At 46.0% G+C, this 12,641-nt stretch carries 16 protein-coding genes and 1 tRNA gene; 16 read left to right on the top strand and 1 reads right to left on the bottom strand.

The genetic code is table 11. From position 1 onward, the window contains the following. Positions 1 to 95 precede the first annotated feature (95 nt). Positions 96 to 166, top strand: a tRNA-Trp gene (locus tag FLB61_RS12665). Positions 167 to 289: 123 nt separating this feature from the next. After that, a complete protein-coding gene (locus tag FLB61_RS12660) occupies positions 290 to 571 on the top strand; it encodes a DUF1905 domain-containing protein (protein WP_330625634.1) in 282 nt (93 codons plus the stop codon). A 78-nt stretch (positions 572 to 649) separates the two neighbouring features. Here FLB61_RS12660 and FLB61_RS12655 read toward each other — a convergent pair whose 3' ends face one another. Further along, positions 650 to 961 (bottom strand): rhodanese-like domain-containing protein, encoded by a 312-nt coding sequence (locus tag FLB61_RS12655; protein ID WP_087203058.1) that lies wholly within the window; start codon positions 959 to 961, stop codon positions 650 to 652. Positions 962 to 1,217: 256 nt separating this feature from the next. Between FLB61_RS12655 and FLB61_RS12650 the strand changes: the two genes are divergently transcribed. The 14 genes from FLB61_RS12650 to greA all read left to right on the top strand — a co-directional run bounded on the left by FLB61_RS12650 (position 1,218) and on the right by greA (position 12,610). Continuing rightward, on the top strand, positions 1,218 to 2,294 hold the full coding sequence (locus FLB61_RS12650) for a molybdopterin-binding protein (RefSeq protein WP_221920391.1): 1,077 nt from the start codon (positions 1,218 to 1,220) through the stop codon (positions 2,292 to 2,294). 15 nt (positions 2,295 to 2,309) lie between these two features. Further along, positions 2,310 to 2,810 (top strand): cyclic pyranopterin monophosphate synthase MoaC, encoded by a 501-nt coding sequence (gene moaC, locus FLB61_RS12645; RefSeq protein ID WP_221920390.1) that lies wholly within the window; start codon positions 2,310 to 2,312, stop codon positions 2,808 to 2,810. After that, positions 2,791 to 3,768, top strand: coding sequence for a GTP 3',8-cyclase MoaA (moaA, locus tag FLB61_RS12640; RefSeq protein ID WP_221920389.1), 978 nt, complete (start codon positions 2,791 to 2,793; stop codon positions 3,766 to 3,768). Before moaC ends, moaA begins: the two co-directional genes overlap by 20 nt. A 5-nt stretch (positions 3,769 to 3,773) precedes the next feature. Then, entirely contained in the window at positions 3,774 to 4,727 is a 954-nt protein-coding gene (locus FLB61_RS12635) for a molybdenum cofactor synthesis domain-containing protein (RefSeq protein ID WP_330625633.1), read from the top strand. 34 nt (positions 4,728 to 4,761) lie between these two features. Then, a complete protein-coding gene (gene modA / locus FLB61_RS12630; protein WP_221920387.1) occupies positions 4,762 to 5,583 on the top strand; it encodes a molybdate ABC transporter substrate-binding protein in 822 nt (273 codons plus the stop codon). Between the two features lie 14 nt (positions 5,584 to 5,597). After that, positions 5,598 to 6,269: a molybdate ABC transporter permease subunit gene (modB, locus tag FLB61_RS12625; RefSeq protein WP_087203063.1), complete on the top strand. Its 672-nt coding sequence runs from the start codon at positions 5,598 to 5,600 to the stop codon at positions 6,267 to 6,269. A gap of 15 nt (positions 6,270 to 6,284) precedes the next feature. Continuing rightward, positions 6,285 to 6,623 carry a winged helix-turn-helix domain-containing protein gene (locus tag FLB61_RS12620; RefSeq protein ID WP_221920386.1) on the top strand — a complete coding sequence of 113 codons (339 nt, stop codon included), beginning with the start codon at positions 6,285 to 6,287 and terminating at the stop codon, positions 6,621 to 6,623. 22 nt (positions 6,624 to 6,645) lie between these two features. Further along, the gene (locus FLB61_RS12615) at positions 6,646 to 7,374 is read left to right on the top strand and encodes an AzlC family ABC transporter permease (RefSeq protein WP_087203065.1); all 729 of its coding nucleotides are present in this window, start codon (positions 6,646 to 6,648) and stop codon (positions 7,372 to 7,374) included. Next, entirely contained in the window at positions 7,364 to 7,675 is a 312-nt protein-coding gene (locus tag FLB61_RS12610) for an AzlD domain-containing protein (RefSeq protein WP_221920385.1), read from the top strand. The genes FLB61_RS12615 and FLB61_RS12610 overlap by 11 nt, the downstream gene beginning before the upstream one ends. Before the next feature lie 151 nt (positions 7,676 to 7,826). Then, on the top strand, positions 7,827 to 8,843 hold the full coding sequence (locus tag FLB61_RS12605; RefSeq protein ID WP_221920384.1) for an alpha-hydroxy-acid oxidizing protein: 1,017 nt from the start codon (positions 7,827 to 7,829) through the stop codon (positions 8,841 to 8,843). Between the two features lie 21 nt (positions 8,844 to 8,864). Next, positions 8,865 to 10,220 (top strand): MATE family efflux transporter, encoded by a 1,356-nt coding sequence (locus FLB61_RS12600; RefSeq protein ID WP_221920383.1) that lies wholly within the window; start codon positions 8,865 to 8,867, stop codon positions 10,218 to 10,220. Between the two features lie 2 nt (positions 10,221 to 10,222). Continuing rightward, positions 10,223 to 10,579 carry an arsenate reductase family protein gene (locus FLB61_RS12595; RefSeq protein WP_087203069.1) on the top strand — a complete coding sequence of 119 codons (357 nt, stop codon included), beginning with the start codon at positions 10,223 to 10,225 and terminating at the stop codon, positions 10,577 to 10,579. A gap of 103 nt (positions 10,580 to 10,682) precedes the next feature. Next, positions 10,683 to 12,089: an alanine/glycine:cation symporter family protein gene (locus FLB61_RS12590; RefSeq protein WP_221920382.1), complete on the top strand. Its 1,407-nt coding sequence runs from the start codon at positions 10,683 to 10,685 to the stop codon at positions 12,087 to 12,089. Positions 12,090 to 12,106: 17 nt separating this feature from the next. Further along, positions 12,107 to 12,610, top strand: coding sequence for a transcription elongation factor GreA (greA, locus tag FLB61_RS12585; protein ID WP_087203071.1), 504 nt, complete (start codon positions 12,107 to 12,109; stop codon positions 12,608 to 12,610). Positions 12,611 to 12,641: the final 31 nt, after the last annotated feature.

Here is a 12,641-nt window from a genome sequence, read left to right as displayed (position 1 = left end):
AGAGAGATCTGTAACTTATATGTGGTTTTGAAGGTATATGGAAAAGACACCTGTGAAAGGTGTTTCTTTTCATATATCAGTAAGAAAAAGGATATAGGGGATTGGTCAAATGGTATGACAGGAGTCTCCAAAACTCTTAGCGGGAGTTCGATTCTCTCATCCCCTGTTTGAAAAGCTCAGTTTAACTGAGCTTTTTTGCTGTCCATGATTTTTATATGGAAGGCGAATGTCTTGTGCCGCGGCAGGGCAAACTTTTTCTGTGAAAGACGGAAGAAACGGGGAATTTATTATGATGGAAAAATTTCAATACGATGGAATCATCCATGAGATACCGGATAAAGGGGGAGCGTATGTGATTTTTCCCTGGGATATCCGGAAAATATTTGGAAAAGGCAGAGTAAAAGTACATGCAAAATTCGATGGTGTCCCTTATGATGGCAGTATTGTTAATATGGGGGTAAAAGATCCAGATGGAAATGTTTGTTATATCATTGGAATTCTGAAATCTATACGGACAAAACTCGGAAAGGGAGAAGGAGATTCGGTTCACATAGAGATAGAAGAGCGCTGATATAAAGAGAAGAAAAAGACCAGGACCGTGCAAGAAAACGGAACTGGTCTTTTTCTTCGGGATAAACAGGTGCTTTGATTAGAGTTCTGTCTCGTATTTCCAGTCTGCGATACCACCGAATTCATGGATGTTTGTGTACCCAAGTATGGCAAGCTTTTTAGCTGCGATGCGGCTTCTTTGACCGGACAGGCAGTAGACTAGAATTTTCTGATCTTTGTCCGGAAGCTCCGGTATTTCACGGTTTGTGATGGATGGATTTGGAAGATTTACAGCTCCTTTGATATGTCCGTTGGAATATTCTTCCGGATTTCTGACATCCAGCACAATAACGTTTGGTTCAGTATCCATAAGGTGTTTTGCTTCTTCCTGAGTAATATGTTTGTATTCCATAGAGTGTCATCCTTTCTTTGAGGGTTTCGTATGTGTATTTGCTGCGGAGCCATTTACAGCTCTTTTATATTATAATCAGTATATCACATTTCATAAAAAAATCTGTGACCATATCACGGACAGATGTAAAATCGAGAACAGGAGAGTGCTGCAAGGAATCCGGCATTGAAAGAGACTAAAGAACATGCTATACTTGTTTAGAATCGTTATGTTTTAAAAAACAGTACGGTATTTAAAAAGAGAACGGAGAATGAAGATGAAACTGATCAGGACGGAAGATGCGAAAGGATGCATCTTATGCCATGATATCACACAGATCATAAAAGATGAGAAAAAGGGACCGGTCTTTCGAAAGGGCCATGTGGTAACAGAAGAGGATATTCCAGTGCTTTTGAGTGTTGGAAAGGAGCATCTGTACGTATGGGAGAAGGAAGAAGGAATGCTCCATGAAGACGAAGGGGCGGAAATCCTGAGAAAGATCTGCCAGGGAGGAAGCGCCGAGGAGGCGGCATTTGATGGAGTTGAGAAGACATTTCGATATATGAAAGCGACGGAGGCAAAAGAAGGAAAGATCGAACTGATTTCTGATGTTGACGGGCTGTTCAAAGTCAATTCCGATGCGCTTCGTGCAGTCAACAGATTCGGACAGATGATGATCGCCACACGCCATGGGAATACGGAAGTAAAGGCTGGAGATAAACTTGCAGGGACAAGGATTATCCCTCTTGTGATCGAGGAAAAAAAGATGCAGGATGTCGAGAAAGCGGCCATGGAACTTACCGGTGGAGAACCTGTTTTGAAAATCCTGCCATTTCAGAAGAAAAAAGCGGCTGTTGTGACAACCGGAAGCGAAGTATATAAAGGAAGAATACGTGATACATTTACACCTGTTCTGTTTGAAAAACTGTCGAAGTATGATGTGGAAATTATTGGGCACAAAGTCTGTGACGATGACCATGAGATGGTTACGATGACGATTCAGCATTTTCTGGAACAAGGTGCAGACATCGTACTTTGCACTGGGGGAATGAGCGTAGATCCGGATGACAGGACACCGCTTGCCATCAAGAATACTGGTGCTGATATTGTGACATACGGTGCACCTGTGCTGCCGGGAGCGATGTTCATGTTGGCGTACACGAAAGAAAAGAAAGCGATACTCGGACTGCCGGGATGTGTAATGTACGCGAAAAGGACGATTTTCGACATTGTACTTCCACGGATCCTTGCAGATGATGACATTGCGAAAGAGGAGCTCGCTGATCTGGGAGAAGGAGGGCTTTGCCTTGGATGTCCTGTCTGTACGTATCCAAACTGTGGGTTCGGAAAATAATATCTGGAGGAGTATATGGAATTTACACATTTTGACAAAGAAGGAAATGCCGCCATGGTAGATGTGGGGGGAAAGGAAATAACAAGAAGAGAAGCGGTGGCAGAAGGATATATCGGTGTCTCCGAGACATGTTTCCAGATGATACAGGAGGGAAGCATGAAAAAGGGAGACGTGCTGGGGGTGGCACGAATTGCGGGGATTATGGGAGCTAAGAAGACAAGCGAGCTGATACCGCTTTGCCACACGCTGAATCTGACAAAAGTGTCGGTGGACTTTGACGAGGTGGGAAAAATGGATGGAAAGAATCCAAAGAAATGTTATATCCGCGCCAGATGCACCGCGCGATGTGAAGGGAAAACGGGAGTGGAGATGGAAGCACTGACAGGCGTTCAGATCGCACTTCTTACGATTTATGATATGTGTAAAGCGGTGGACAAAAGTATGGAGATGACAGATATCTCACTGCTTTATAAAGAAGGAGGAGCATCCGGAATATATGAACGAAAGAACGATTGATTACCTGAGGATTTCTATCACAGACAGGTGCAATCTCAGATGCAAGTACTGCATGCCTTCTGATATAGAAAGTTTGCCGATGCGAGAGATCTTGACATACGAAGAGATCGCAGAGATCGCAGAGGCAGCTTCTGAAAGTGGGATCCGGCATCTGCGTATTACGGGAGGCGAACCGCTTGTGAGAAAAGGATGTGCGGACTGTATCCGCATGTTGAAAAGCATCCCTGGGATTGAGACTGTGATGATGACTACAAATGGCATTTTGTTGAAACAGTTTCTTCCAAAACTTTTGGAAGCAGGTATTGATGGAGTGAATATCAGTCTGGACACCCTCGATAAAGAGAAGTATCGGGAGATAACGGGAACAGATGGTCTTGCCTTAGTTCTGGGGGCTGTGGAAGCATGTGTACAGTCAGGTGTCCGAACAAAAATTAACGTGGCGGCGGCTGAGGAGATCAACAAAGAAGAAATACCGGATCTTGTCAGGCTTGCGGAAAAAATGCCGGTAGACGTCCGTTTTATCGAAATGATGCCAATTGGATATGGAAAGCAATTTCAAAGCTTGGATAACAGGGCGATTTTGGAGAAGATCAGAGGGCTGTATCCAGAAATTTATCCTGCTGAACGAAAAGGAAAGGCTGGATTTGGACCGGCAGTATACTATCAGATACCGGGATTTGCCGGAAGAATCGGGTTTATCTCCGCCATGCACGGGAAGTTCTGCAAGGAATGCAATCGCCTGAGACTTACGAGTACTGGCCAGCTGAAATATTGTCTCTGCTATGATGACGCGGAAGATATGAAAAGCATCGTGCGAAGCGGGATGGATAAAGAGATGCGGAAAAAACGGATCCGACAGATTTTTCTGGAAGCAGGGAAGAAAAAACCTTCCGGACACTGTTTTGAGAATCCGGAGGACATCAGTGAAAATAAAAAGATGAGCCAGATTGGAGGATGACACAGATGGACAAAAAGAAAATCATCGGTACCGTAAAGGCGATTTGTATAAGTGAGAAACGGGGAACGGAAAAAAAACCGGTGCAGAAAGCTTTTTTTAGGAAGGACTACGGGATTGAAGGCGACGCACATGCCGGCAACTGGCATCGGCAGGTTAGTCTGCTAAGCTATGATAAAGTGCTGGAATTTAATCAAAGAGGCGCGGATGTTTCGGACGGCGCATTCGGAGAGAATCTTGTAGTAGAAGGCATCGATTTTCGTTCACTTCCGGTGGGGACGATCCTCACATGCGGGGATGTGGTGCTGAAGATGTCTCAGATTGGGAAAGAATGTCATACGCATTGTCAGATCTATCATCGGATGGGCGAGTGCATTATGCCGACGCAAGGTGTGTTTGCCGAAGTTCTCTCATCCGGTGTGATAAGGAAAGGCGATAGCATGACGGTCAGGATTCCTGATGGCACAGAGCCGTTCACTGCAGCTGTGATTACCATGAGTGACAAAGGAAGCTTGGGACTTCGAGAAGATAAGAGCGGACCAGCCATGGAGACGGCGCTTTTGGAGGCAGGATTCCGTGTGATAGAAAAGCAGATTCTTCCGGATGAGAAGGAAAGATTAAAAAAAGAGTTGATCCGGCTTTCTGACCAAAGACAGGTGGACCTGATTTTAACTTCAGGAGGTACTGGATTTTCCGAAAGAGACACGACACCGGAGGCCACATTGGAAGTGATGACAAGGAATGCACCTGGTATTGCAGAGGCAATCCGATATGAATCCATGAAATATACGAAGAGAGCCATGCTTTCCAGGGGAGTTTCTGTAATACGGGAAAAGACGCTCATCGTAAATCTCCCGGGAAGTCCCAAAGCGGTAAAGGAAAGTATGGAGATCATTTTGGACAGTGTTATCCATGGGCTTGGGATTTTAAAGGGAAGCGAGTCTGAATGCGGTAGATCGTAAAAAGGGTGTAAACAGAAGAAAAAGGCGGAAAAAAATGAAAAAAAAGATTTTGGCAGGGATGATTGCAGCGATTATGGTATTCTCTTTAGTTGGATGCCAGTCAGAGGAAAAGAAAGAGGAAACAGAAACAAAAAAAGAAGAGACAAAAGTGGAAGGGACTGTCACACTGGCAGCTGCAGCTTCGTTGGAGTACGCGTTTACGGAAAAGCTGATCCCGGAATTTGAAAAAGAATACCCGGATGTAAAAGTCGAGGGAGTTTATGATTCTTCCGGAAAGCTTCAGCAGCAGATTGAGGCAGGGCTCGGAGCAGATATTTTTTTCTCGGCGGCAGAAAAGCAGATGAACGAGCTGAATGATGAGGGTATGATCGACAGTGATACGATACTAAATATGCTGGAAAATAAGATCGTGCTCATTACCCCTTCTGTCTCGGACAAGACATTTGCTTCATTCGAAGATATAAAGAATGCAGGTACCGTTGCGCTGGGAGATACAGCCAGCGTTCCGGTGGGGCAGTACTCACAGGAAGCACTTACCTCTCTTGGACTGTGGGAGGAAGTGTCCGCGAAGGCAAGCTTCGGAACGAATGTGACGGAAGTGCTGAACTGGGTGGCAGAGGCATCTGCGGACTGCGGCATCGTTTACGCGACGGATGCAGCTACGACGGATAAAGTGAAAGTCGTGGCGGAAGCACCGGAAGGTTCTTTAAAATCACCGGTTCTCTATCCGGCGGCAATAACAAAAGATGCGCCTAACCCGGAAGCTGCGAAAGCATTTTATGATTTTATCACATCGGACGAAGCTTCGGAAGTGTTTGAATCTTACGGATTTTCAGACTACAGAGATGTAAAATAGGAGGCAAGTGAACAATGGACTTTTCTCCCGTATGGATTTCATTGAAAACAACCGCCTGTGCGTCTGCAGTTACGTTCGTGCTGGGAATTCTTGCGGCCTGGGCGGTCATGTTTATCAAAGGGAGGCGGCTGAAGGCGGTTGTGGACGGGATTTTGACGATCCCCCTTGTCCTGCCGCCTACAGTTGCGGGTTTTTTTCTTCTGTATTTGTTCGGTGCCCGCCGTCCGATCGGAAGCTTTGTTGAAGACGTGTTTGGATTTCGCATTGCCTTCTCCTGGTTTGCCACGGTGCTTGCTGCGGTCATAGTTTCTTTTCCGCTGATGTACCGATCGGCAAAAGCCGGGTTTGAACAGATCGATCAGAATATGATCGAGGAGGCTAAAATGATGGGACTTGGGAAATGGGGGATCCTGTGGAAGATTTTGTTTCCATGTACATTTCCGTCCATCCTGTCCGGAATGATCCTTTCCACTACACGGGGGCTTGGCGAGTACGGGGCCACCGCAATGCTGGCCGGGAATATCCCGGGGAAGACGAGGACGCTTCCGCTTGCAGTTTACTCCGAAGTGGCTGCAGGAAACATGGATCGTGCATGGATTTATGTGGCTGTGATTCTTGGGGTGGCATTTATTGCTGTGTGGATCATGAACATGACGGCAAAGGCGGACAGAGAGATCAAAATGTAGAGGAGGAGAGAAAAGATGGCAGAAGTGATACAGCCGGGGCTTCGGCTTACATTTCAAAAAGATGAGCGTTTTTTTGGGCCCGGTGTGGCAGAACTCCTGGAATATATTGAGGAAAGAGGTTCCATCCAGGCAGCGTGCGCCAAAATGGGAATGTCCTATTCCAAAGGATGGAAGATCATAAAGCGCGCAGAAAAGGAGCTTGGTTTTGCTTTTTTACATACACACAACGGAGGAGCACATGGCGGAAAGAGTGAACTGACTTGTGAAGGGAAAGAATTTCTGCTAAAATATCGGGGAATGGAAAACAGACTGAAGCAGGAGATGGAAAAACTGTTTTCACAATATTTCGGATAACGAAAACACAGGGGGATAAAAAGTGGAGCAAAAAGGAAAGTGGTTTGTGAGGGGGATCAAAGACGGGGTTCCCATCGGACTTGGTTATCTGGCGGTATCGTTTACACTGGGAATTGCATCGAGAAAGGCAGGACTTACCTCGATTCAGGCAGCCCTCATGTCGCTTACAAATCTGACATCAGCAGGCGAGTTTGCCGCGCTGTCTTTGATCACATCCCAAGCGGCATACGCGGAGATGGCGTTCACGCAGCTGATCATCAATCTTCGGTACTGTCTGATGTCCTGTGCGCTTTCACAGAAGATTGATCCGAGGGCGGGGATAGGGCACAGATTTCTTGTAGCCTTTGGCGTGACGGATGAGATTTTCGGAGTGTCCGTTGCCTCATCTGGAAGATTGAGTCCATTTTACTCTTACGGCATGATGTCTGCAGCAATTCCCGGATGGACGATCGGGACATATGTTGGAGTTGTATCGGGGGAAATCCTGCCGGACAGGGTGCTGAGCGCCATGAGCGTTGCTCTGTACGCAATGTTTATTGCGGTCATCATACCACCCTGCAAAGAAAACAGAATCATTGCCGGTATCATCGTGACCGCGATGGCGGCAAGCACGGCAATGGCGTATCTTCCCTGGGTAAGGGAGATATCGTCGGGAATGAGGATCATCATTCTGACTATCCTGATCGCGGGGGCTGCAGCGATACTTTTCCCGATAAAAGAGGGGGAAGAGGAGGAGAACGATGGAGCATAATATTTATATCTACATTCTTGTGATGGCGCTAGTTACCTACGGCATCCGGATGCTGCCGCTTACGCTCATACGGAAACAGATCAGACATAAAACAATCCGGTCTTTTTTATTTTATGTGCCGTATGTTACATTGGCAGTTATGACATTTCCAGCGATTTTGACGGCAACAGACTCTGTGTGGTCGGCGGCGCTGGGACTTTTGGCGGCCATCTTTTTGGCCTATCGTGGAAAAAGTCTGTTTCAGATAGCCTGCGGTGCATGTGCAGTTGTGTGGATCAGTGAAGTGATCATTTTCATGTAATGAAGAAGCGGAACATTGAGAAGTGTCCGTTTCTTTTTTTGATGTGTGGACAGCAGGACGAAGAGAGAGACCATTCTGCGCTGTGTGTTGCGGTTTTTAAGAGAGTTTGTTACAATAAACAGAGAAAGGAAAGAAACGGAGGAAGAGTGTAATGACCTATGATGAAATTTTGAAAGAAGCAAGAACCTGTATCGGGAACTATTGTAAGGCGTGTCCGGTATGTAATGGGCGTGCATGCAGAAATCAGATCCCGGGACCTGGGGCAAAAGGGGTTGGGGATACAGCTATCCGCAATTACGATAAATGGCAGGAAATCCGTGTCAATATGGATACGATCTGCGCTAATAAACCGGTAGATACATCACTGGAGATCTTCGGTCACACGATGAAATATCCATTTTTTGCAGGACCAGTAGGAGCAGTCAATCTCCACTACGGGGAGAAGTACAACGATCAGTCGTATAATGATGTCCTGGTTTCGGCCTGTGCAAAAGCCGGAATCGCTGCGTTTACCGGCGATGGCGTGGATGCAGATGTCATGAAATTTGCAACGGAGGCGATTGCCAAAGAAGGCGGAATGGGAATCCCGACGATCAAACCGTGGAACCTGGAAACGATTCAGGAAAAAATGAATCAGGCACAGAGTGCCAATGCATTTGCGGTGGCCATGGATATTGATGCTGCAGGACTGCCGTTTTTGAAAAATATGACCCCTCCGGCCGGAAGAAAATCCGTAGAAGAGCTTCATAAGATCGTGAGAATGACAAATGTGCCGTTTATCGTAAAAGGGGTAATGACGGTTCGCGGTGCACTGAAGGCAGAAGCAGCAGGGGCAGATGCTATCGTTGTATCCAATCACGGAGGAAGAGTGCTGGATCAGTGTCCGGCCACAGCGGAAGTGCTTTCGGAGATTGCAGACGCTGTAAAAGGAAAGATGAAGATATTTGTGGACGGAGGAATCCGTTCGGGTACAGATGTATTTAAGGCGCTGGCACTGGGAGCAGACGGCGTTCTGATCTGTCGTCCATTTGTGACGGCTGTATTCGGAGGCGGAGAAGAAGGCGTGAAAACATACATCGAGAAGATCGGAGCAGAGCTTGCCGATACGATGTCCATGTGCGGATCCGATTCTCTGAAAGAGATTACAAGAGATATGGTAAGATGCTAAGGCAAGGGGCGGAAAATCCATATGAGTAGAACAACGGTTATGACGAGCGGAAACATCTGGAAGCAGATTCTGTTTTTTTCGATTCCGCTCATTCTCGGAAACCTGCTCCAGCAGCTTTACAATACTGCGGATTCCATTATCGTGGGAAATTTTGTCGGGAGCGATGCGCTGGCGGCTGTGGGATCAAGCGGTTCACTGATCAACCTTCTGATCGCTTTCTGTATCGGTGCATCCGCTGGAGCCGGAGTCGTGATTGCACAGCATTATGGGGCTGGAGATGAAAAGGGAGTACAGACAGCAGTTCACACGACCATTGCCCTTGCCGTCATCGCCGGGGCAGTCATTATGGTTCTTGGCATCGTGGCAAGTCCGATTCTTCTGAAATGGATGGGAACTCCAGCCCAGGTAATGGATCAGTCTATTCTTTATCTGCGGATTTACTTTGGCGGATTGATATTCAATGTAATCTACAACATGTCAGCCGGGATTTTAAATGCGGTAGGAAACTCCAGAAGGTCGCTTGTCTACCTGGCAGTGGCATCCGTTTCTAATATTGTGTTGGATATGGTATTTGTCGTGTTTTTCAAGATGGGGGTAGCGGGTGTCGCTATCGCCACCGATATCAGCCAGGTTTTGTCCTGTATCTTTATTCTGCGGTTTCTTGTAAAAGTGGACGATCTTTACCACTTAAAAATGAAAGAGATCAGATGGAACGGGAAGATGGGGATGCGGATCATCAAGATTGGACTCCCGACAGGGATTCAGAATATGGTAATCTCTTTTTCAAATGTGCTTTTGCAGTCCAGCGTCAACACATTTGGGGCAAAGGCGATGGCAGGATTTGCGGCTTACATAAAAGTAGATGGATTTAATATACTTCCGGTCATGAGTTTTAGTATGGCAGCGACTACTTTTACAGGACAGAACATCGGGGCTGGAAGGATTGACCGGGTAAAGAAGGGAATGTGGGTCACGCTGGCCATGGGATTTGTGTATACGATCGTGACAGGGGTCCTGCTTCTTGCATTTTCTGATCAGATTATCGGAATCTTTACATCCGATGCAGATGTCGTCTATTATGGAACGCTGGCGATGTGGTATTTCTGTCCATTCTATTTTATTTTGAGTATTATGCACGAGATGGCTGGTACGATCCGTGGAACCGGAAAGACCGTGCCGCCAATGCTCATCATCCTGTTTTCGCTGTGTGTATGCAGAGTATTGTGGGTACAGTTTGTGGTTCCGTATTTTGAAACGATCCGAGGGGTATACTTGTGTTACCCAATATCCTGGGGAATCGGGGCAGTTCTGATGATTCTGTATGCATGGAAAGGAAAATGGATGCCGGAAGAGCTAAGAAAAAAACAGGAGGAATAAAGATGTTGCTATTTGTTGAATATCCAAAATGAACGACATGCAAAAAGGCCGGGAAATGGCTGGAAGAAAAAGGCGCAGAGTTTGAAAGGCGCCATATCATAGAACAGAATCCAACAAAGGAAGAATTAATGGAGTGGCATCAAAAAAGCGGTCTTCCGCTGAAGCGCTTTTTTAACACGAGCGGTATGAAATATAAGGAACTGGGACTCAAAGACAGACTTCCTCAGATGAGTGAGGAAGAACAGTATGAGCTGCTTGCCACAGACGGAATGCTCGTCAAGAGACCTCTTCTTGTTGGGGAAGACTTTACTATCCCTGGATTCAGAGAGAAAGATTGGATTGAGAAAATGAATAAGTAAAAGATAAATAATTCATTTTTAGTCAATTTTACCCTGTTTTTTTGATAATAAAGCTGTTATAATGAATCAACTGCTAAAAAAAATTCAAAAACAGGGGGATACTATGAATGATATTTTGTCAAAAGTAAATGATTTCCTTTATACGTATCCGCTTTTGTTCTTACTTGTAGGTACAGGAGTGTATTTTACTGTGCGGACAAAAGGGGTGCAGCTGCGTCTGCTTAAAGATGCACTCAAAGTGATCCTGGAAAAAGGAGAAGAAAAGGATGGAGTGAAGCAAGTTTCCTCCTTTCAGGCGTTGATGATCTCGACTGCTTCACGTGTGGGGACAGGAAATATCGCCGGCATCGCGACAGCTATCGCGGCAGGAGGTCCAGGATCTGTTTTCTGGATGTGGCTGATGGCACTGATCGGCGGTGCATCCGCATTTGTAGAGAGCACATTGGCACAGATCTACAAAGTGAAAGACGGAAAAGATTTTCGAGGCGGCCCGTCCTATTATATGGAAAAGGCTCTGAAAAAGAGATGGCTTGGCGTAGTCTTTTCCGTTCTTCTCATCATCTGTTTTGCATACGGTTTTAATGGACTTCAGTCCTACAATATGTCTTCTGCGCTGGAATATTATATCCCAGGGTACACGGACACGATTTATCCGGTCTTTGTGGGAGGTATTATAGCTGCAGCGACGGCGGCGGTCATCTTTGGAGGCGTCCACAGGATTGGCTTTATCACATCAGTCATCGTGCCGGTCATGGCCATGGGATATCTTCTTCTGGGAGCTTTTACGATCGTGACACATATTACAGTTCTTCCGGAAGTGTTCGGGATGATCTTACGAAGTGCTTTTGATTTTCGTGCCATGTTTGGCGGTATGGCCGGAAGTGCGGTAGTCATTGGTATCAAGAGGGGACTTTTTTCAAATGAAGCAGGGATGGGAAGCGCACCAAATGCGGCAGCCAGTGCTTCTGTCTCCCATCCGGCCAAACAGGGGATGGTGCAGGTTGTCTCCGTATTTATTGATACGATCCTGATCTGTTCGGCAACTGCGATGATGCTTCTCGTCTCAGGAGTGGAAGGAGTGCCGGCAAAACTGGATGGTATTCCGTTTGTCCAGGCAGCCATATCCGTCAATGTAGGAAGCTGGGGGATCCATTTTATCACATTTTCTATTTTTGCTTTTGCATTCAGCAGTTTGATCGGAAATTACTACTATGCAGAGTCCAATATAAAGTTTATAAAAGACAACAAAGTTCTTCTTGCTGGATTTCGCATCACATGCGTGCTTGCTGTCTTTTTCGGAGCACAGGCGGAGTTTTCTCTGATCTGGAATATTGCGGATATCACGATGGGATGTATGGCAGCAGTGAATATTGCGGCGATTCTCATGCTTGGGAAAATAGCATTCAAAGTGTTGAAAGATTATGAAAAGCAGCGTAAAATGGGAATTGATCCGGTATTTCGTCCCAAAAAACTGGGTATTATGGATACGGAATGCTGGAAGGAAGAATAGAAAAGGAAGTCTTGAAAATGAGGGAACAACTCACAGAGCATGATGTGGACAAGATCAAAGAGGAGATCGAGTACAGAAAGCTGGTAGTAAGAAAAGAGGCTATAGAAGCGGTAAAAGAGGCGAGAGCCCACGGCGATCTCAGCGAAAACTTTGAGTATCATGCGGCAAAGAAAGATAAAAACAGAAATGAGAGCCGGATTCGCTATCTGGAAAGGATGCTGAAAACGGCCAGGATTGTGGAGGACACTTCGAAAGAGGATGAAGCCGGATTAAACAATATGGTAGAAATCTATTTTGAGGAAGATGACGAGACTGATGTCTTCAAACTTGTCACATCCATCCGGGGAAATTCTCTGGACGGAAAGATCAGTATCGAGTCTCCTCTTGGGAAAGCCATATTGAAAAAACATGTGGGAGATCGAGTCACAGTAAAAGTGAGTGATGATTACAGCTATCACGTCGTTATCCGATCGATCCGGAAGACAACAGATGATGAAAATGACAAGATCAGGAGCTATTAAAGTTTGCACATACTGCGAAAAGAATCCGGCA

The sequence above is a fragment of the Sellimonas caecigallum genome (assembly GCF_019754295.1).
GTDB lineage: Bacteria > Bacillota > Clostridia > Lachnospirales > Lachnospiraceae > Sellimonas > Sellimonas caecigallum.
Note: the sequence above shows the minus strand (reverse complement) of the source record. Positions and strands in the feature narration are given on the sequence as shown.